Source organism: Streptomyces sp. AM 2-1-1 (assembly GCF_029167645.1).
Classification (GTDB): domain Bacteria; phylum Actinomycetota; class Actinomycetes; order Streptomycetales; family Streptomycetaceae; genus Streptomyces.
The window spans coordinates 2,407,866-2,428,188 of record NZ_CP119147.1; the positions used below are offsets into that span (position 1 = coordinate 2,407,866).

Sequence of the window (20,323 nt, forward strand, 5' to 3'; positions counted from 1 at the left end):
CGGACGGGCGGGGTACGGGGACATGGCGGACGCACTGGGCATCGAGCCGGTCGGAACCGTGGTCGGGGGGCGCCGGGAGGTGTCCGACGACCACTGGGGCGGCGTCGAGGCGGTGATCCGGCTGCGGCCGGACTTCCCGCCGGAGGTCGTACGGGGGCTGGAGGAGTTCTCCCACCTCATCGTCGTCTGGCACTTCGACCGGGCCGACCCGGGCGACGTGGCCCTGCACGCGCGGAGCCCCCGCTCCAACCCGGCCTGGCCGTCCACCGGGACCTTCGTCCACCGCAACCACCGCCGGCCCAACCAGCTCGCGACCAGTTTCCCCCGGTTGCTCGCGGTGGACGGCCTCGATCTGCGGGTGGCCGACCTCGACGCGGTGGACGGTACGCCCGTCTACGACCTGGCCCCCTACTTCACCGCCTTGGGCCCCCGGGGCCCGGTCCGGGAGCCGTCCTGGCCGGGCGAGATGCTCGCGGAGTACTGGGCCCCGGACGCGGACTGAGGAAGGCCGTACGGGCCGGGTCGGGAGCCGCCGGCGCGGGATCGGTCGCGGGCTCCCCGCGATCGGACCTCTCCGTCGGGAGAAGCCTCTCCAGGACCCCTCCCAGGACCACGCCGAGCAGGCCGAAGACGACGAACCGCACGACGAACCCGGCCGTTCCGTCCAGCGCCGTCCAGTCGTCGACCAGATACGCCCCCAGTCCGGAAAGGGGAATGACGGCGGCGCCGACGGCCCTGTCTCTCCACGTCCTCCGCGGCATCCTCGGTTCTCCTCCTGACGGTGGTGCTCGCACTGGGAGTCCTGCCCCCTCCGGTGACGCCTGGGCCGACCCTACGGCTCCGGTCGCGCCTCGCGCATCGGTGGGGTGGCGTCGGCCGGGGCCCCGTCCGACGCGCCCGCATGTTCGGCCGGACCGGGCGCGCTCGGCGCACACCTCGGCGGGGCTCCTCAGGAGCCGGGCCCGCCCGCGAACCAGGGTCTCGACCTCCGTGTCCGCGGGACGGCGAGGCGGTGCGGAGGCTCCCGGCCGCCGCTTCCCGCCCCACCGGACGCGGCGGGCGACGCCGCGACGTGCCGTGGCGGGCGCCCCGACCCGGCCCCGGTTCGGGTTCGGGTTCGGGGCACCGCCTACAGCCAGCCCTTGCCGGCCGCGATCCGTACCGCGTCCGCCCGGTTGCGGGCGGCGGTCTTCTGGATGGCGGTCGAGAGGTAGTTGCGGACCGTTCCGTGGGAGAGGTGGAGGGCCGCGGCGATCTCGGCGTTGGTGGAACCGTCCGCCGCGCCGCGCAGCACGTCCCGTTCGCGTTCGGTCAGCGGGTTGGCGCCGTCCGCGAGCGCGGCGGCGGCCAGGGCGGGGTCGATGACGCGTTCGCCGGCGACCACCCTGCGTACCGCCGCCGCGAGTTGGGCGGCGGGCGCATCCTTGACCAGAAAGGCGTCGGCACCCGCCTCCATCGCGCGGCGGAGGTAGCCGGGGCGGCCGAAGGTCGTGACGACGACGATCTTCACGGCCGGGAGTTCGCGGCGCAGCACCCCGGCCGCCTCGATGCCCGTCATGCCGGGCATCTCGATGTCCAGGAGGGCCACGTCGACCGACCGCGCACGGGCCGCGGCGAGGACCTCGTCGCCGCGCGCCACCTGGGCGACCACCTCGATGTCGGGCTCCAGGCCGAGCAGCGCGGCGAGCGCCTCGCGCACCATGGACTGGTCCTCCGCGAGGAGGAGTCGGATCGTGCTCAGGCTCATTGGGGTGATTTTAACTTGATCCCGGGTCCGTCCCTCCGGACGGCGCGGGGTCCAGGGGAACGCCGAGGGTGAGACGGAAGCCCCGGCCGGATGCGCCGGGGTGGACGGTGAGGGTGCCGTCCACGGCGGCGAGGCGCTCGCGGAGGCCGGTGAGGCCGTTGCCGGGGGCGACGGCCGCCGTACCCCGGCCGTCGTCCGCGACGGTGAGTTCGAGGACCCGGCCCGCGAGGGTCTGCCGGGGTGCCAGGGTGACCGTGCAGCCGTCGGCCCCACTGTGGCGTACGACGTTGGTGACCGCTTCCCGCAGCCCCCAGGCGAGGGCCTCCTCGCGGGCTGCGGACAACCCCTCCGGGCCCGCAGCGCCCTCGGGCGGCCCGGCGGGGACGCGGGCGGTGATGCCGGCGGCGGCGAGCGCGGTGCGGGCTCCGGCCAGTTCGCCGGGGAGGGTGAGGCGTCGGTAGCCGGTGACGGCGTCGCGTACGTCCACCAGGGCCTGGCGGCTGACCCGTTCGATGTCGGCGACCTGGAGGGCCGCCTCTTCCGGATGGCCGGGGAGCATCCGCCCGGCCAGTTCGCTCTTCAGGGTGATCAGCGAGAGCGAGTGGCCGAGCAGGTCGTGCAGGTCACGGGCGAGGCGCAAGCGCTCCTCGTTGGCGGCGAGCTGCGCCACCGTGGCGCGAGCCTCACGCAACTCCACGGTGGTGCGTACCAGTTGGCGTACGCCGGTCATGGCGAATCCGCCGAGCAGTGCGGGCAGGAGCAGGCCGGGGATCAGGTCCCCCGCGCCCTCGCCGCCGATGGCGAGGCCGAGCCCCGCCATCAGGGCGGTCACGGCGGGGATCAGCCGGCAGGCGGCCCGCAGCGGCAGTGCGGCGCCGGCACAGACGCTGACGTAGACGAAGAGCACCAGCCACGGGAGGCCGAGCGTCAGGCTCAGGACGACGGCGAACACGGCCAGGAGGGCGATCGCCCACCTGGCCTGCCCGGGGTCGGGGGAGCGGGAGGTGTGGCGGAAGACGAGGAGGAGGTAGGCGCCGACGAACCCGGCCAGCCCCAGCGAGCCGAGCGCCGTCGCCCAGGAGGTGTGGCCGCCCCCGGCGAGGTCCGCCACCGGGGCGCTCATGAAGACCAGCCAGACGCCGATCCAGAGCACCTTCATCCGGATCTGCCGGGGGTTCGCCGGGGTGCGCCCGATGCCGACCCACGTGTCGTCGCTCACGCCTTCAGGGTGTCCTTCCGGTAGAGCCGGGCCGCACCGCCCGCGAAGACCACGAAGTAGGCGCAGAGCAGGACGACGTCCCCGGCGTGCGGCGCGCCGCCCGCCTCGACGGCCTGACCGAGTGCAGCGTACGCGTGGGTGGGCAGCCACCGGGCGATGTGCTGGAGCCAGTCGGGGAAGGTGGTGGTGGGCATCCACAGTCCGCCGAGGATCGAGAGACCGAAGTAGATGATCATGGTGATCGGGCGGACCGCGTCACCGTTGGCGAGGTACCCGATGGCGACGCCCAGGGCGGCGAAGACGAGCGACCCGGCCCAGACGACCCCGGTCAGCGCGAGCCACTGCCAGGCCTCCACCCGTATGCCCTCGACGCCGGCGGCCACCAGGAAGACGACGACGATGCAGGGCAGGGTGACGATCGCGGCTCCGGCGATTTTCGCGAGGACGTAGGCGTGGCCGGGGAGCGCGGTCAGACGGAGCTGGCGCACCCAGCCCTTCTCGCGTTCCTTGGCGATCCGTTCGCTGTTGCCCATGAGTACGGCGGTCAGCGCGCCGAAGGAGGCCATCGAGATCATGAAGTAGGCCTGCACGGTCAGGTCGCTTCCGTCGACCGTGCCGGTGGCGCCCTGGGTGTGGGAGATCAGCAGGTAGATCACCGACGGGTAGAGGACCGAGAAGAACATGAACTTCTTGTTCCGCAGGGTGCGGGTCACTTCGAGCCGGATCAGCGCCCCGGAGAAGAGGTCCGCCCGGCCCCCCGCACGCGCACCGCCCGTCCTGCCCGTCCTGCCCGTCGTGGTCATGACGCTCGTCCTTCTCTCCCCGTTCGCGCTCATCGCGCTCTCCCCCCTCGTCCCGTCCGTCGCGCTCGTCCCGTTCTTCCCGTGCGTCATGCGGTTCTGGCCTCCTCGGCCTCGGTGAGGGCAACGAAGGCCTGTTCCAGGCCGAGTCCGGCGACTTCGAGTGCGCGCGGGTAGAGGCCGAGGCCGTAGACCGCGTGGACGGTCGCGTCGGCGTTCTGCGACTGGATGCGGACCCGGGGGCCGCTGATGTCGAGCGCGGTGAGGAACGGCAGGGCGCGCAGGGCCGCCGCGTCGATCGCGCCCTCGATCTCGAAGGAGATCCGGCGGGCACCCGCCCTGGCCTTGATCTCGGCGGCGGTGCCGTCGGCGAGCAGCCGGCCCTTGTGGAGGACGAGGACCCGGTCGGCGACGGCGTCGGCCTCTTCGAGGTAATGGGTGGCGAACAGGACGGTACGGCCCTGGTCGGCCTGCTCCCGCATGGTGGCCCAGAAGTCCTGGCGGGCGGTGACGTCCATGCCGGTGGTCGGCTCGTCGAGGACGATCAGGTCGCCGGCTCCGGCGGTGGCGAGGGCGAACCGCACCCGCTGTTCCTGGCCGCCGGAGAGTTTGTTGACCATCCGGCCGGCGATCGACGTGATCCCTGCGCGGGCCAGTACCTCGTCGGCCGGGTACGCGCGGGGGTGCAGGCCGCAGGCGAGCCGGACGATCTCCTCGACGGTGACGTCCTCCATCAGCCCGCCGCTCTGCAGCATCGCGCCGACCCGCCCGGCCGTGATGGCCGCCCGCGGGGTGGTGCCGCAGACCCGGACCGTGCCGCTGTCCGGTGTGCGCAGACCGAGCAGCAGGTCGAGGGTGGAGGACTTCCCCGCGCCGTTGGGGCCGAGCAGTGCCACGGTCTCGCCGGGGTGCAGGTCGAGGTGGAGCCCGTCGACCGCGCGCACATCGCCGTACGCCTTGCTGACCCGGTCGAAGCTGACCACGGCCGTGGCTGCGGCGGTCGCTCCCGGGGTTGTCGTCGTCATGCGTACACCCTCGCGGAGAGGGGGGTGCGGGCGGCAGGGACGGCGGGCTGGGATCGGGCATGACAGATGTCATCCCCGGCGGCTGACACGCGGCGCACGGCCACGGCGTGGCGCGGGCGGCGGCAGGCCCGCGGTCACCGCGCCGGGGTGCCGCCGTCCCCGCCGTGGCGGCGCCGGCCGCCCACCGCGCCCGGAGCCGTCCGTCCGGTGCCCCGCGTCCCCGTACGACACCGCCCCGCCCGGAGGTCCGGGCGGGGCGGTGTGCGGGGAGGGTTCGGGCGGATCAGCCCTGACCGGTGAGGTCGATCGTGACGGTGCGTTCGGCGGTGGTCTTGCCGAGCAGCGCCTGCTGCATCGCCTTGGCCACGTCGTCGGGCCCGACCTGGTGCTGCTGACCGTCGGCCTTGACCGCCATGACACCGTCGAAGACGCCGTCGCAGAGGGTCTCGATGGCCTTCTTGTCGTAGTAGGGCACGAGTTTGCCGTCGATCGCCTTCATCGACAGGATCTGCGGCAACGATCGCGCCGGGCCGAACTGGATCTCCTTGCCACCGGCCCTGATGGTGATCAGGTCCGACATCGCGGGCTCCGCGAACTCCTTCATCGCCCGGTCGAGTTCGGCCTGGGTGATGGTGGGCTGCCGGGAGACGACCGGCAGGGCCACGACGGCGGAGGTGCCGGTCTGGACCTGGGCGCGGTAGGCGTCCCGTACGGCGACGATCGACTGGTTGACGTCGATCCCCTTGCCCGCCTTGCCCGGGACCGCCTCGGCCTTGTTCGGCTCGAACGTGATGGTGCCGTCGGCGGCGGAACCGGAGGTGCCGGAGAGGGCGTTGAGCGCCGCGCCGAGCTTCTCCTCGTCGACCGGGATTACCGGGTCGGCGGGGCGTGCCCCGCCGAACAGGGAGCCGATCACGGAGATCGGGTTGTAGTCGCTGCCCGCCGCGCCGCGCACGGTCTCCTCGCTGTCGAGCTCCAGACCGGCCTTCTCCGGGGAGAGTCGCGTCTGCTTGCCGTCGACCGACAGCTTCAGCGGCGTCCGGGCGCGCTTGCCGAACTCGGCGTCGAGCTTGCTCACCGCCTCGGTCTTCGTGCCGCCGCCGATGTCGAGGCCGAGGACGGTGGTGCCCTTGGGGACCTCGGAGTGGTTCATCAGCAGGCCCGCACAGTAGGCGATGCCCAGCAGGACGACGACCGCGACGCCGAGCAGGACCGTCTTGGACCGGCCCTTTCGGGCGGGGGCGGCGGACGGCGCGGCCGGGCGCGGAGCGGTGGGGCCGGAGGGCCCCTGGGGCGCGGTACCCGGCCCGTCCGGGCCCTCGGACCGTGCCGGGAACGGGCGGGGCCCGCCGGGCACGACGGGGATGCCGCCGGTGAGGGTGTCGCCGGAGACGTGGCCGAGGCCGGGGACCGGTACGGGCGCCTGCGGGGTCAGGATCGCGGTGTCGTCGGAGAGACGCGGTACGGGACCTGCGCCGCCGGGCCCGCGCCGGCCGCCGGGGCCACTCTGTCCGCCGGGGCCGCCGGGGCCACCCGCGCCGCCGGGGCCGCCCGGGCCGCCCTGAGGAGTGCCGGGACCGCCGGGCGCGTGGGGCCCGCCCGGGACCGCGGGGCCGGGACGGCCCTGGCCCCCGGGGTTCTGGGGGACGGGCGGGAAGGTGGCGGTGCCGGCCGCCGGTCCGGCGGTGGAGCCGGCCGGGCCGGGGGTGCGTGCTCCGAAGTCGGGCGTGGGCCGCCCGGTGTCGGACAGTTCGGCGTCGATGCTGTCCAGCGCGCTCCGGGCGGCCGGCGGGGCGGGGAATCCGCCCCGCGGGCCGGCCGGCGGGAACGGCGCCTCGGCGCGCGGTCCGGCCGGCGGCTCCGCGCCCGCCGGACCCGGCACGCTCCCGCCGGCGGGAGCACCGGTGTCGCCCAGTACGGAGGGGGCCGCCGGTGGGGTCTTGCGCGGGGCGAACCAGTCGCTGGTGGGCTTCTTCTCCTGGGCGGGCGGCTCGGCCGGGGCTCCGTCGGAGTCGTCGCCCTCGCGCCCCGCCGGAGCGGATTCGCCGGGCACCGGGCCGGGGGCGGGCGCGCCCGGGCCGGGCAGCGGTGTCACGGCGGTGCGCTCCGGGTCGGGACCCGAGGCGCTGTCGCTCTCCGCCATGGGCGTACGCATCACGACGGGCGGGATCGGCCGCGAACCGGGGATGTTGATCCGGATACGCGTCGTCAGGGTCGTCTCGGTCCTGGGCTCGTCGGGCCGTGGTGGCCGAGGGGCTTCCGGTGTGGACTCCGGTGCGGGTTCCGCGCCGTCCTGCGCCGGGTGCGACGACGGGTACTGGCGTGATCCGTACGGCGGAGTACCCGACGGATACGCGGCACCACCACGCCCCTGGGGCCCGGAGGACGAACTGTCAGTTTCACGACTCAAAGCAGGTTCTCCCGATTGGCTCCGCCGCCCGTACTTCCCCCATGCCGCAGGCCAGGGGACGGCTCGGCGCGCGCACCACCATACTGGCCGCCGCGCGCGGGCGTTTCACGGCCGGGGAAAACCTCCACCGGCACCGCACACCCGTGAACGCTCGTGAGCTGCCGCTCAAAGCGCGTCACCGGCCTGAACGACTCTGGTCGTTGGCCGAAACCGACCCCTGGCCGAGGGTGGCACAGATCACAGCGACAACCATCCCGCCGAGGACGAAGAGGGCCAGAGCGATCTCGTCGCCGCCGCCGAAGAGCATGTCGCCCTCGGGGCGTCCGTTCAGCAGGACCACCACCGCGATCAGCCAGCCGGCGGCGGGCGCGAAGGCGCCGAGTTGGGTGCGGGTGAGGAGGCGGCCCCCGTAGAAGACTCCCGCGGCCGCGGCGAGCGCCAGCAGCAGACCGCCGGGGAACCAGGCCCCCTGGACCAGGGAACCGGCCAGCGAGACCAGCGCGCCGAGGACCGCGAGGCCGACGTAGGAGCCGATCCGGCGGGGGTTCAACGGGGCGGCGATCCCGGTGGGTTCGGGCGCCCGGGGCGGGGCGTTGGTGCGCGGGGCGCGGGCCTCGGCGCGGGAGCGGTCCCGGCCGGCGCTCACGACCGTGCCCCCGTCCCGGCGGCGGCCTCGGGCAGCCCGGCGAAGAGATCGCGTTCGCGCACGTGGCCGCCGTCCGGTCCACCCCGCACCAGTTGGTAGTACTCGGTGGTGAAGAGGGGCTGACCCTTGTCGTTGGAGAGGGCGAACCAGGGCCCGTCCACCACGACCTGGGTGGCGTGCGCCCGCATGGCCGCCGCCTTCGCCTCCGCGAACGCGGAGCCGTCGATCTCCGTGGTGATCACGGAGTCGTCGGTCACCCCCGGCACGTCCTCGATCGCGGCGATCTCCGCGAACACCCCGGGCGCCTCGGCCCGGAGCCGGGCGAACGCCTCTTCGGCGACCTGGCGGGGCGTCCGGTTCCAGTAGGTCTTCGCGATGGTGTGCGGGGCGTCCGGCGCGCCGGAGCCGGTGGTGTACGCGGCGTCGGCGGCGAGTTCGGCCGCGCGGGTCGCCACCCGGTGCGCCTGGATGTGGTCGGGGTGGCCGTATCCGCCGTCGGCGTCGTACGTCACCAGGACCTGCGGGCGGATCTCGCGGATGACGTCCACCAGCGGGGCGGCCGCGTCGTCCACGGCGGCGTCCCAGAAGGCTCCGGGGCGGTGGTTCTGCTCGGTGCCCATCATCCCGGAGTCGCGGTACCGGCCGGGGGCGCCGAGGAAGCGGTGGTCGGTGACCCCCAGCTCCTTCATGGCGGCGGCGAGTTCGCCCACGCGGTGCGGGCCGAGGGCGTCGTCCCGGTCGGACGCCAGGTGCGCCAGCGACGGGGGGATGACCTCGCCCTCCTCGCCCCGGGTGCAGGTCACCAGCGTGACGTGGGCGCCCTCGGCCGCGTACTTGGCCATGGTGGCGCCGTTGTTGATCGACTCGTCGTCGGGGTGCGCGTGCACCAGGAGCAGACGGCGGGCGGGAAGGTCCTTCATGAGGACCACCCTACGAGCCCCGCTCCCCCTCCGGGCGTCGGCGTCCCCGGTTCACACGTCCGGGGCCCCGTGCGGCCGCCCCGCGACGCCCCTCACGGGCGGGCGGGAGACCTCGCGGGGCCCGCGGACGGCCGCGCGGACCCGCTGCGGTCCGCGCGGCCCTCAGAACTTGATGCTGCCGATCACGCCCGCGACGTTCGAGGTGAGGTCGGCGATCGTCGGGGCGATGGACGAACTCGCCAGGTAGAACCCGAGCAGCATGCAGATCGCCGCGTGTCCGCCCTTGAGTCCGGATTTCCGGATCAGCAGGAAGACGACGATCGCCAGCAGCACTACCGCCGAAATCGAGAGTGCCACGGCGGTTCACCTCCATCAGTACGGTCGCGACGGGAACATCGGACGGATCACACACATCGGCACATCGGGTCTGAACGGACAGCGGTGGGGCAGCAGTAGGGAAGCCAGCAGGTTCTTACCCACCGAGCGCTACGGATCATAACTATCCGTGCCAGGGCATTGTCCGGGTCACTGCAGCACGAGGGGGCGCACGGGCGGCGGCGGCCGGGCTAGGTTTCGGCCCATGACCTCGCAGAAGCCGTCTTTTCCGCGCCAGCACGCCCGGACCCAGCGATTCACCCGGGGCGCCCCCCGGGCCTTCACCGTCTCACCTGACGGGACGCGGGTGATCTTCCTGCGCTCGTCCTCCGGCACCGACCCGGTCAGCCGGCTCATGGTGCTGGACCCCTCGACCGGCCTGGAGCGCGTCGCCGCCGACCCCGGGGCCCTGCTGGGCGGCTCGGCGGAGCGGCTGTCGCCGCAGGAGCGCGCGCGCCGCGAACGCACCCGTGAGGGCGGTACGGGCATCGTCGAGTACGCGGTCGACGCCGAGGCGGAGTTGGCCGCCTTCGCGCTCTCCGGCAAGGTGTACGTGGCCGAATTGCGTGCCGGTACGGCGGGCGCGCTGCCGGTCCCGGGGCCGGTGATCGACCCCCGGCCCTCCCCCGACGGCCGGCACGTCGCGTACGTCGCACGCGGCGCGCTGCGGGTGGTCGGCGCCGACGGTACCGACGACCGGGCGGTGGCCGAACCGGAGGCGGAGCACCTCACCTACGGGCTCGCGGAGTTCGTCGCGGCCGAGGAGATGGGCCGGCGCCGGGGCTTCTGGTGGTCCCCGGAATCGGACCGGCTGCTGGTGGCCCGGGTGGACGACAGCCCGGTCACGCGTTGGTGGATCGCCGATCCGGCGCGCCCGGAGCGCAAGCCGGCCGAGGTCGCCTACCCGGTCGCGGGCACCCCCAACGCCGAGGTCGGGCTCTTCGTCGTGGACCTCGCCGGCGGACGCACCGAGGTGGTGTGGGACCGGGCGCGCTACCCGTACCTGGCCCGGGTGCACTGGTCGTCGGCGGGCGCCCCGCTGCTGCTGGTGCAGGCCAGGGACCAGCGCACCCAGCGGTGTCTGACGGTGGACCCGGAGACCGGGGCGACCCGCACCGTGCACGCGGACGAGGACCCGAGGTGGCTGGATCTTTTCGGTGGGGTGCCCGTATGGACGCCGGACGGACGGCTCGTACGGATCGCCGACGAGGGCGGGGCGCGGGTCCTGCACGTCGGGGACCGGGTGCTGACCGGGGCCCGGCTGCACCTCCAGGCGGTGCTGGACGTCGGGGAGTCGGACGTCCTGGTGCAGGCGGTGGCGGGCGAGGAGGCCGCCGCCCCGGAGATCGGGGAGAGCCATGTGTACCGGGTGAGCGAGCTGGGCGTCGAACGGATGTCGGAAGGGGTGGGCGTCCACTCGGCGGTCCGCTCCGGCGCCCTCACGGTGATGTCCTCCACCTCGCCGGAGCGCCCGGGTGCGACCGTACGGGTGCTGCGGGACGGCAAGCAGGTCGCGGTGGTGGCCAACCACGCCCAGGAACCGGTGCTGCGCCCCCGCCTCACCCTCACCGAAGGGGGCGCGCGGCGCATTCCGTGCGCCGTCCTGCTCCCCACGGACCATCAGGAGTCGGACGGTCCGCTTCCGGTACTGATGGACCCGTACGGCGGACCGCTCGGCCGCCGGGTGCTCGCCGCCCACAACGCGCACCTCACCTCCCAGTGGTTCGCCGACCAGGGCTTCGCGGTGGTCGTGGCGGACGGCAGGGGCGCCCCCGGCCGCTCCCCCGCCTGGGAGAAGGCCGTACGGGACGACTTCACGCTCACCCTGGACGACCAGATCGAGGCGCTCCACGCCCTCGCCGAGCGCTTCCCGCTGGACCTGTCGAAAGTGGCGATGCGGGGCTGGTCGTACGGCGGCTACCTCGCGGGCCTCGCGGTGCTGCGGCGCCCCGACGTGTTCCACGCGGCGGTGGTGGGCGCACCGGTCACCGATTTCCGGCTCTACGACACCCACTACACCGAGCGGTACCTCGGCGACCCCACCGAGCAGCCCGAGGTCTACGCGCGCAACGCGCTGGTGACCGACGACGGGCTGTCCCGGCCGGCGGAGACCGCACGGCCGATGATGATCGTGCACGGCCTCGCCGACGACAACGTGGTGGTCGCGCACACCCTGCGGCTCTCCTCCGCGCTGCTGGCGGCGGGACGCCCGCACGAGGTGCTGCCGCTCAGCGGGGTGACCCACATGACCCCGCAGGAGCAGGTCGCGGAGAACCTCCTCCTGCTCCAGGTGGACTTCCTCAGGCGGTCGCTCGGCCTGTCGGCGCCGGAGCGCCCCGGGGCGGACCGGCCGGCGGCGGGCTGAGCCGCCGAGCCGCCGGGCTCACCGGCCGGGCGGCGGGGACGAGGGCGGCGGCGGCCCGGAGCCGCCGCCCCGCGGGTAGCCGTCACCGGGTCCGGAGCCCTCCGCCGGTTCCGGCCCGGAGCCCGGCCCGACGGGCGGATACCCGTACCCCGGGGCGGACGGGGCGGACGGGTACGAGCCCGACGGATAAGCGGGGCCCGACGGGTAGGAGGGGGCCGAGGTGTAAGGGGAGCCGGCGGCCGGCGGGTACGGGTAGCCGTACCCGGGGGCGCGGCCGGGCGCTCCGGCGGGCGGGTAGCCGTACCCCGGAGCGCCGGGCCCCCAGCCCGCTCCCGCCCCGTCCTCGGCCGCGGGCCGCCCCCGGCGGACGGTGGCGGACAGTGCGGCGATCCCGGCGAGGGTGAGGAACACCCAGGAGAGCATGGCGAGTTGTTCCTCGACGCCCTGGTCGGAGAAGCCCTCGAAGAGGTCCAGCCGGACGGCGCGGGCGACCCCGAGGCCGCCGGAGAGCAGCAGGAAGACCGCGGCGGCCATGCCGAACGGCCGGGAGTGGACGGCGTGCGCGAGCGCCGAGACGCCGGCGAACAGGGCGAGCAGCGCGATGGTCACGGTGGTCCAGCCGCCCGGCGCGTCCACGAGCGCGGGGCCGGCCATCCGGCCGCCGAGGTACCAGTCGGGGTAGAGCGCGTCCGGGAAGACGAAGATCTGGCGGATCTCCCACGCGATCAGCACCGCCGCGGAGACGCCCAGCGCGAGGAAGGCGACGACCGAGGCGCCCGTGGTGGGCCGGGTCGGCGCGGGGAGCCCCACGTCCCGCGCGGGCCGCCGGCCGGCCGCCGCCGTGACGACGAGGGCGAGCGCGGCCGCGAGGGTGACGACGGTGGAGATCAGCGCGCGGGAGCGGAGTTCGTCGGGGTAGCGGCCGTCCGTCCACGAGGCCTCGGTGGTCCACAGACCGGGGAGCCGGAGCAGCAGCGTGGTCACACCGGTGGTGACCAGCGCCGCGGCGGCGACCGGTGAGCGGCGGACGGCGAAGGCGGTGACCGCCTGCACGAGGAGGAGGACCAGCGTGGTGCCGGTCGTGGCGGGCAGCGCGCCGGGAAAACGTCCGGGCACCCCGGACCAGATGTCCCAGAGCGGGCCCGGCCCCTCCAGGGCCCGCAGGTCCCGGACGATCCAGCCGGCGGTGATCAGTGCGAGCACGGCGCTGAGGACCGTGCCGGTGATGCGTGCGCCCCGTGTGAGTGTCACGCGAGCGATACTCCACCGCCCCGGACGACCCGACAAGAGGGCCTGCGGGGGGCGTGGAACGGGAAACCGGCCGGGACGACGCTGGTCGTCCCGGCCGGTCCACGGCACCCGCACGGCCGTACGCCGTCCATGGTGCAACGTTCGTATATCGGTGCGGCGACGGGCAAGTTGCCTCACTGTTAACGAGCCGGGGCGGCTGGAGCGGGCACCGTGCGGGACGGCTCCGGCCGCCCTCTACGCAGGGCCCGGCGCGGGAGGCTCCGTGCCCGGTTCCCCGGCGTCCGGCCCCGCGATGCCCCCGCCCGCGTCGCCGACGTCGCCGACATCCCCGTCGTCCCCATCGTCCCCGACGTCCCTGCCGACCGGTGGCGGCACCCGCTCGGTCTCCGGCACGACCACCCGCTTCTCCTCGGCGAAGTGGCACGCCGAGTCGTGGTGGGCCGGCCCGGGCACCCCCTCGAACGCCTCCGGGACCGCGAGCAGGGGCACTTCCACCGCGCACCGCTCCCGCGCCTTCCAGCACCGGGTGCGGAACCGGCAGCCGGAGGGCGGGTTGGCGGGCGAGGGCACGTCGCCGTGCAGGATGATCCGCTCCCGGCGCTCGCGCGCCTCCGGGTCGGGCACCGGGACGGCGGAGAGCAGCGCTTGCGTGTACGGGTGGGTCGGGTGGTCGTAGATCTCCTCCTCGGTGCCGGTCTCGACGATCCGGCCGAGGTACATCACCCCGACCCGGTCCGAGATGTGCCGGACGATCGAGAGGTCGTGGGCGATGAAGACGAAGCTGAGCCCGAACTCCGCCTGGAGCCGGTCCAGCAGGTTGACGACCTGGGCCTGGACGGAGACGTCGAGCGCGGAGACGGGTTCGTCGGCCACGATGATCTCGGGGTTGAGCGCCAGGCCGCGGGCGATGCCGATGCGCTGGCGCTGACCGCCCGAGAACTGGTGCGGATAACGGTTGATGTACTCGGGGTTGAGCCCCACCACGTCCAGCAGGTCCTGCACCCGCTGCCGCCGGCTGCCCTTCGGAGCGGCCTCGGGGTGGATCTCGTACGGCTCCCCGATGATGTCGCCGACCGTCATGCGCGGGTTGAGCGAGGTGTACGGGTCCTGGAACACCATCTGGATGTTCCGGCGGACGGCCTTCAGGGCGCGGCCGGAGAGCTTGGTGACGTCCTCGCCCTTGTAGCGGATGGTGCCGGCGGTGGGGCGCTCCAGGTGGACCAGCATCCTGGCGACGGTGGACTTGCCGCAGCCGGACTCCCCCACGATGCCCAGGGTCTCTCCGGCCGAGAGGTCGAAGGTGACGCCGTCGACGGCCTTGACCGCGCCGATCTGCTTCTTGATCAGGATGCCCTGGGTGAGCGGGTAGTGCTTGACGAGGTCGCGGACCTCCAGGATCGGCTCTCCCTCGGTCCAGGCGGACCTGTGCCGCGACTCGGAGAGCGGGGTGGCGGCGGTCTCGCCCTCCTCGCGGCTCCGGGCGTGGTCAGCGGGCATCGAGCGTCTCCTTCCAGAAGTGGCAGGCGCTCGCGCGGTGCTCGGCCACGTCGTACAGCGGCGGCTCGTCCGTACGGCACACGTCCCGGGCCATCGGGCAGCGGGGGTTGAAGGCGCAGCCGGGCGGGATGCGCAGCAGGTTCGGCGGCAGCCCCTTGATCGCGTACAGCTCCTGGCCCTTCTGGTCCAGGCGCGGGATCGACTGGAGGAGGCCCTTGGTGTACGGGTGCGCCGGGCGCTTGTAGATCTCGTGGACGGGGGCGGTCTCGACGATCCGGCCCGCGTACATCACGGCGATCTTGTCGGCGACGTCGGCGACCACGCCGAGGTCGTGGGTGATGAGGATGAGGCCCATCCGGTACTCCTGCTGGAGCTCCGCGAGCAACTCCATGACCTGGGCCTGGACGGTCACGTCGAGGGCGGTGGTGGGTTCGTCGGCGATGATCAGCGCGGGCTCCAGCGCCATCGCCATGGCGATCATGATGCGCTGGCGCATGCCGCCGGAGAACTGGTGCGGATAGTTCCCGACCCGCTCCTGGGCCGCCGGGATGCGGACCCGGTCCATCAGCTCGATCGCCTTCTTGCGGGAGTCCTTGCGGGACATCCCCCGGTGCACCCGGAACATCTCGCCCAGCTGGTCGCCGACGGTCAGCACGGGGTTCAGGGAGGAGAGGGCGTCCTGGAAGATCATGGCCATCTCCTGGCCCCGGATCCTGCGCCGCTCGTCCTTCTTCATCTTCAGCAGGTCCTGGCCCTTGAAGAGGACCTCGCCGCCGGTGATCTTCCCGGGCGGCATGTCGAGGATGCCCATGACCGCCTGGGCGGTGACCGACTTCCCGGAGCCGGACTCGCCGAGGACGGCGAGCGTCTCCCCCTCGGCCACCGAGTAGTCGACGCCGTTGACGGCCCGGGCCACGCCGTCCCGGGTGTGGAACTCCACGTGCAGATCGCGCACTTCCAGCAGCATGGCAGCGGACTCCTCAGCGCAGCTTGGGGTCGAGGGCGTCGCGCACCGCGTCGCCGAGCATGATGAACGCCAGCACGGTGACCGCCAGCGCTCCCGCGGGCCAGAGCAGCATGTGCGGGGCGTTGCGGATGTAGTTGGACGCGGCGGAGATGTCGATGCCCCAGGAGACGGCCGGTTCCTTCAGGCCGACGCCGAGGTAGGAGAGGGTCGCCTCCAGGGAGATGTACGTGCCGAGCGCGATGGTCGCCACGACGATGACGGGGGCGACGGCGTTCGGGGCGACGTGGCGCAGCAGCATGCGCGAGTTGGAGGCGCCCAGCGCGCGGGCGGCCTGGACGTAGTCGTTCTGCTTGGCGGTGATCACCGAGCCGCGCGCGATGCGGGCGATCTGCGGCCAGCCCAGCAGGACGATGAAGCCGACGACGGGCCAGACGGTGGAACTGGTGACGACGGAGAGGAACACCAGCCCGCCGAGGACCACCGGGATGCCGAAGAAGACGTCGGTGATCCGGGAGAGCACCGCGTCCCAGCCGCCCCCGAAGAACCCGGCGAGTCCGCCGAGGACACTGCCCAGGATGCCGACGCCGAGGGTGGCGCAGACGCCGATGGTGACCGAGGTGCGGGCGCCGTAGACGACGCGGGTGTAGACGTCGCGGCCCTGTGGGTCGAAGCCGAAGGGGTGGCCGGGCTCGCGGCCCTTCTGGGCGTCGGCCAGGTCGGCCTGGAGCGGGTCGCCGGACGCGATGAGCGAGGGCCAGATCGAGATGATCACCAGGAAGAGGATGACCAGGCCGGAGATGATGAAGACCGGGTTGCGCCGCAGGTCGCGCCAGGCGTCGGACCAGAGGCTGCGGGGCTTCTCGGAAGGGCCGGTGCCGTCGTGGCCGGGCGGCTTCTCCAGCGTCTCGCCCTCCTCCATGGCGAGGTCCATGGGCCCGCCGGCTCCCGCCGGGGAGATCGCCCCGTCCTGCGAATACGGCTCAGGCATAGCGGATCCTCGGGTCGAGTACGGCGTACAGGAGGTCGACGATCAGGTTGGCCGCCAGGAAGACGAGGACCAGGATGGTGACGAACCCGACGACGGTCTGGGTGTTCTGGCGCAGGATGCCCTGGTAGAGCTGGTAGCCGACGCCGTGGATGTTGAAGATCCGCTCGGTGACGATCGCGCCGCCCATCAGGGCGCCCACGTCGGTGCCGATGAAGGTGATGACGGGGATCAGCGAGTTCCGCAGCAGGTGGCGCGTGATGACCCGGCGGCGCGGAAGTCCCTTGGCGGTCGCGGTGCGCACGTAGTCGGCGCGGGCGTTCTCCGCGATGGAGGAGCGGGTGAGCCGGGCGACGTAGGCGAGCGACACCGAGGCGAGCACCAGGCCGGGGACGATCAGTTCGTCGAGCGGGGCCGCCGAGGAGACGGAGGGGCTGATGATCCCCCACTTCACGCCGAGCAACAGCTGCAGCAGGAGGCCGGTGACGAAGGTCGGGATCGAGATGACGACCAGGGTCAGGACGAGCACGGTGGTGTCGACGGGCCGGCCGCGCTTCAGGCCGGTGAGGACGCCGAGGCTGATGCCGATGACGATCTCGAAGACGATGGCGACGAGGGTGAGCCGGATGGTGATGGGGAACGCGGTGGCCATCAGCTCGGTGACCTTCTGCCCGTTGAAGGCGGTGCCGAAGTCGCCGGTGAAGACGTTGCCCATGTACGTCAGGTACTGCTGCCAGACCGGCTTGTCGAGGCCGAACTCGGCGCGCAGCTGGGCGGCGGTGGCGGGGTCGCACTGGCGGTCGCCGCAGAGGCCCGCGATGGGGTCGCCCATCACGTTCACCATGAGGAAGATCAGCAGCGTGGTGCCGAAGAAGACCGGGATCATCTGCAGCAGCCGCCGGATCACATAACGTCCCATGCGGGGCTCCGGGGGTCGGGGCGGAAACGGGGGCCGGGAGACGGGTCGGGCGGTGTCCGGCGGGTCGGGGTGGGCACCCGTGCGATCCGCCGCGCGGGTGCCGGAAGGACGTCCGGCGCCGGGAGCGGTGGTCCGCGGGAGACCGCCGGAGCCGGGTGGCCGGTGCGGTGCTCCGCACCGGCCACCGGCTTCAGCGGGTCACTTGACCTTGATCTCGTTGTAGACGGGGACGCTGAAGACGTTCAGCGCGACGTTGCTGACGCGGTCGGAGTAGCCGGCGCTGCCGTTCTGGTACCAGAGCGGGATGACCGGCATCTGCTCGACGAGCACCTGCTCGGAGTCCTGGAAGGTCTTCACCGCCGTGGCCTTGTCGGTCTCGGCGTTGGCCTTGTCGACGAGGTCGTCGAACTTCTGGTTGCTCCACTTGCCGTCGTTGGACGAGGCGTTGGTGTAGTAGAGCGGCTGGAGGAAGTTCTGGATGAGCGGGTAGTCCATCTGCCAGCCCGCGCGCCAGGCGCTCTTCAGCTTCTGCTGGGAGACCTGGTTGCGGAAGTCGGCGAAGGTGCCGACCGGTCCGCCGACGCAGGCCCGGTTGTTCCCCAGGGCCCCGTTGATGCTGTTGCAGACGGCGTCGACCCACTCCTTGTGGGAGCCGGTGTCCGCGTTGTACGAGATCTTGAGCTGGCCGCCCGGGATGCCGCCGGCGTCGTCGATCATCTTCTTGGCGGCGGCGGCGTCGTACTCGCACTCCTTGCCGCACAGGCCCTTCTTGAAGCCGCCTTCCGTGCCGAGGACCGGGGAGGTCCAGTCGGAGGCGGGCTCCCGCGTCTTGTGGAAGATCTGCTCGGTGATCTGGTCCCGGTTGATCGCCATCGACAGGCCCTGGCGGACCTTGCGGCCGTTCTCGGTGTCCCACTCCTTGTCGTAGAAGGGGAAGGCGAGGGTCTGGATGATGCCGGCCGGGGTGTTGATGTAGCGGTCGCCGAGGTCCGACTGGACGTTGGTGAGCTGGGAGGCGGGGATGTCGTCGACGAGGTCGAGGTTGCCCGCGGTCAGGTCGGTGTAGGCGGTGTTGTTGTCGGTGTAGACCTTGAGGTCGATGCCGCCGTTCTCCGCCTTGTCGTCCCCGGGGTAGCCGTCCCAGCGCCGCAGGTTCATCGACGAGCCCTTGGCGTACTGGTCGATGGTGTACGGGCCGTTCCCGACGGGCTTGGAGAGCCACGCGTCGTGGTCGTCGAAGAAGCTCTTGGGCAGTGGTGAGAAGGCCGCGTAGCCGAGGGTGTCGGGCCAGAGCGAGAACTTCTGCGACAGCTTCACGGTGAAGGTCAGGTCACCGGTGGTCCTGAGGCCGGAGAGCGTGGTGGCGGAGGCGGAGCCGCTCTCGGGGTGGGCCTTCTCGTAGCCGTCGATGTACTGGAAGAAGTAGGCGTTCTTCTGGTTGTTCTTCAGCGCGGCGCCGTAGTTCCAGGCGTCGACGAAGGACTTCGCGGTGACCTTCTCGCCGTTGGAGAAGGTCCAGCCGTCCTTGACGGTGATGGTGTAGTTCGTCGCGTCGCTGGACTCGATCTTCTCGGCGAGCATGTTCTTCGCCTCGCCGGTCTTCGGGTCGTACCGCTTGAGACCGCGGAAGACCATGTCGAGGACCTTGCCGCCCTGCACCTCGTTGGTGTTCGCGGGCTCCAGCGGGTTCTGCGGGTCGCCCCAGGAGGAACTCACGATCCCGTCGGCGCCACTGCCGCCCCCACCGCCGCCGCTGTCGCCGCCGCCGCAGGCGGTCGCGGTGAGCGCTACGGCCACCGCGCATGCGGCCCACCTGGCCTGTGTGGCTCCGCGCATGAAGTGCCTCCTCCTGAGATGCCATGAGTAGCTCTGCCCTATACCACCCCATTCGTCTGCATACTGCATGTCTGCTTGGCCCGTCCGGGCCGCTGGGACCCGGTGCCCCGTCACCCCGGTGTACGGGCCCCGGCACGCCGACGGGCCCGTACTCGGGAGTGGTCTCCTGAGTACGGGCCCGTCGGCGCGGACCGTGAACCGGCGTCCGCCTCCCGCGTGCGGGAGTACCTCGTGTGCGGGAGGACTACTCCTCCAGCGCCGCCAGGGCCGGGTCCAGCACGATGTCCGTCGTCCGGCGGACCGTCGGGTCCTCCGGGAAGTGGCAGGCCGTGAGGTGGCCGGGCTTGTCGCCGGAGAGCTGCACCAGCGGCGGCTCCTCGGTGGCGCACTTGTCCTGGGCCTTCCAGCACCGGGTGCGGAAACGGCAGCCCGAGGGCGGGTTGACGGGCGACGGGACGTCACCCTCCAGCCGGATGCGCTCGCGCTTGTCGGCGTCGATGTCCGCGTCGGGGACGGCGGACAGCAGCGCGTGCGTGTACGGGTGCCGGGGCGCCTCGTACAGCGAGTCGCGGTCGGCGACCTCGATGATCTTGCCCAGGTACATCACCGCGACGCGCTGCGAGAAGTGCCGGACGATCGCGAGGTCGTGCGCGATGAAGACGAACGCGATGCCCATCTCGCGCTGGACCTCCTGGAGCAGGTTGATGACCTGCGCCTGGATGGAGACGTCCAGGGCCGAGACCGGCTCGTCCGCGATGATCAGCTTCGGCTCCAGGGCGACGGCGCGCGCCACCCCGATGCGCTGCCGCTGGCCGCCCGAGAACTCGTGCGGGAAGCGGTTGTAGTGCTCCGGGTTGAGGCCGACGATCTCCAGCAGCTCCCGCACCCGGGCCTCGCGGCCGCCGGGCGGGTTGATGCCGTTGATCTCCATCGGGCCGCCGATGATGTTGCCGACCGTCTGCCTCGGGTTCAGGGAGGCGTACGGGTCCTGGAAGATCATCTGGATCTCGGACCGGATGGGCATCATCTCGCGCCGCGAGGCGTGGCTGATGTCCTGGCCCTTGTACGTGACGGTGCCCGAGGTCGGCTCCAGCAGGCGGGTCAGCAGCCGGCCGGTGGTCGACTTGCCGCAGCCGGACTCACCGACCAGCCCGAGTGCCTCGCCGGCCATGACGTCGAAGGACAGGCCGTCGACGGCCTTGACCGCGCCGATGGTCCGCTTGATCGGGAAGCCGCCCTTGATCGGGAAGTGCTTCTTGAGGTCGCGGACCCGCAGCAGCGGGGAGGACGTGTCCTCGTCGCGCTGCTTCGGCACGGTGTCGGTCGCTGCCGTGCCGGTGGTGTTGTTCTCGCTCATGGTG

17 protein-coding genes are annotated in these 20,323 nt (G+C 72.7%); 2 read left to right on the forward strand and 15 right to left on the reverse strand.

Features of this window, described 5'->3' with window-relative positions; genetic code table 11:
- Window positions 1–22: 22 nt before the first annotated feature.
- Window positions 23–502 (forward strand): SAM-dependent methyltransferase, encoded by a 480-nt coding sequence (locus PZB77_RS10130; protein ID WP_275492243.1) that lies wholly within the window; start codon window positions 23–25, stop codon window positions 500–502.
- Between the two features lie 627 nt (window positions 503–1,129).
- Here PZB77_RS10130 and PZB77_RS10135 read toward each other — a convergent pair.
- The 8 genes from PZB77_RS10135 to PZB77_RS10170 form a co-directional block, all read right to left on the reverse strand.
- A complete protein-coding gene (locus PZB77_RS10135; protein ID WP_275492244.1) occupies window positions 1,130–1,747 on the reverse strand; it encodes a response regulator transcription factor in 618 nt (205 codons plus the stop codon).
- A gap of 10 nt (window positions 1,748–1,757) precedes the next feature.
- Window positions 1,758–2,906, reverse strand: a complete 1,149-nt coding sequence (locus PZB77_RS10140; RefSeq protein ID WP_275495989.1) for a sensor histidine kinase — start codon at window positions 2,904–2,906, stop codon at window positions 1,758–1,760.
- A gap of 56 nt (window positions 2,907–2,962) precedes the next feature.
- Window positions 2,963–3,649, reverse strand: a complete 687-nt coding sequence (locus PZB77_RS10145; protein WP_275495990.1) for an ABC transporter permease — start codon at window positions 3,647–3,649, stop codon at window positions 2,963–2,965.
- 206 nt (window positions 3,650–3,855) lie between these two features.
- Window positions 3,856–4,791, reverse strand: a complete 936-nt coding sequence (locus PZB77_RS10150) for an ABC transporter ATP-binding protein (RefSeq protein ID WP_275492245.1) — start codon at window positions 4,789–4,791, stop codon at window positions 3,856–3,858.
- Window positions 4,792–5,074: 283 nt separating this feature from the next.
- Window positions 5,075–7,201: a hypothetical protein gene (locus PZB77_RS10155; RefSeq protein WP_275492246.1), complete on the reverse strand. Its 2,127-nt coding sequence runs from the start codon at window positions 7,199–7,201 to the stop codon at window positions 5,075–5,077.
- Between the two features lie 175 nt (window positions 7,202–7,376).
- Window positions 7,377–7,847 (reverse strand): DUF6113 family protein, encoded by a 471-nt coding sequence (locus PZB77_RS10160; protein WP_275492247.1) that lies wholly within the window; start codon window positions 7,845–7,847, stop codon window positions 7,377–7,379.
- Window positions 7,844–8,767, reverse strand: a complete 924-nt coding sequence (gene mshB, locus PZB77_RS10165) for an N-acetyl-1-D-myo-inositol-2-amino-2-deoxy-alpha-D-glucopyranoside deacetylase (protein WP_275492248.1) — start codon at window positions 8,765–8,767, stop codon at window positions 7,844–7,846. Before mshB ends, PZB77_RS10160 begins: the two co-directional genes overlap by 4 nt.
- A gap of 162 nt (window positions 8,768–8,929) precedes the next feature.
- Window positions 8,930–9,124: a hypothetical protein gene (locus tag PZB77_RS10170; protein ID WP_275492249.1), complete on the reverse strand. Its 195-nt coding sequence runs from the start codon at window positions 9,122–9,124 to the stop codon at window positions 8,930–8,932.
- 223 nt (window positions 9,125–9,347) lie between these two features.
- Between PZB77_RS10170 and PZB77_RS10175 the strand changes: the two genes are divergently transcribed.
- A complete protein-coding gene (locus tag PZB77_RS10175) occupies window positions 9,348–11,507 on the forward strand; it encodes a prolyl oligopeptidase family serine peptidase (RefSeq protein ID WP_275492250.1) in 2,160 nt (719 codons plus the stop codon).
- Window positions 11,508–11,525: 18 nt separating this feature from the next.
- Here the strand turns inward: PZB77_RS10175 and PZB77_RS10180 are convergent, their stop codons facing one another.
- The 7 genes from PZB77_RS10180 to PZB77_RS10210 all read right to left on the reverse strand — a co-directional run bounded on the left by PZB77_RS10180 (window position 11,526) and on the right by PZB77_RS10210 (window position 20,319).
- The gene (locus PZB77_RS10180) at window positions 11,526–12,758 is read right to left on the reverse strand and encodes a hypothetical protein (protein ID WP_275492251.1); all 1,233 of its coding nucleotides are present in this window, start codon (window positions 12,756–12,758) and stop codon (window positions 11,526–11,528) included.
- Window positions 12,759–12,992: 234 nt separating this feature from the next.
- On the reverse strand, window positions 12,993–14,255 hold the full coding sequence (locus PZB77_RS10185) for a dipeptide ABC transporter ATP-binding protein (protein ID WP_275492252.1): 1,263 nt from the start codon (window positions 14,253–14,255) through the stop codon (window positions 12,993–12,995).
- Window positions 14,245–15,222: an ABC transporter ATP-binding protein gene (locus tag PZB77_RS10190; protein ID WP_275492253.1), complete on the reverse strand. Its 978-nt coding sequence runs from the start codon at window positions 15,220–15,222 to the stop codon at window positions 14,245–14,247. Before PZB77_RS10190 ends, PZB77_RS10185 begins: the two co-directional genes overlap by 11 nt.
- Before the next feature lie 13 nt (window positions 15,223–15,235).
- The gene (locus tag PZB77_RS10195; protein WP_275492254.1) at window positions 15,236–16,210 is read right to left on the reverse strand and encodes an ABC transporter permease; all 975 of its coding nucleotides are present in this window, start codon (window positions 16,208–16,210) and stop codon (window positions 15,236–15,238) included.
- Window positions 16,203–17,126 carry an ABC transporter permease gene (locus PZB77_RS10200; protein WP_275492255.1) on the reverse strand — a complete coding sequence of 308 codons (924 nt, stop codon included), beginning with the start codon at window positions 17,124–17,126 and terminating at the stop codon, window positions 16,203–16,205. The genes PZB77_RS10195 and PZB77_RS10200 overlap by 8 nt, the downstream gene beginning before the upstream one ends.
- Before the next feature lie 198 nt (window positions 17,127–17,324).
- Window positions 17,325–18,962 (reverse strand): ABC transporter substrate-binding protein, encoded by a 1,638-nt coding sequence (locus PZB77_RS10205; RefSeq protein WP_275492256.1) that lies wholly within the window; start codon window positions 18,960–18,962, stop codon window positions 17,325–17,327.
- A 244-nt stretch (window positions 18,963–19,206) separates the two neighbouring features.
- Window positions 19,207–20,319, reverse strand: a complete 1,113-nt coding sequence (locus tag PZB77_RS10210; RefSeq protein ID WP_275492257.1) for a dipeptide ABC transporter ATP-binding protein — start codon at window positions 20,317–20,319, stop codon at window positions 19,207–19,209.
- Window positions 20,320–20,323: the final 4 nt, after the last annotated feature.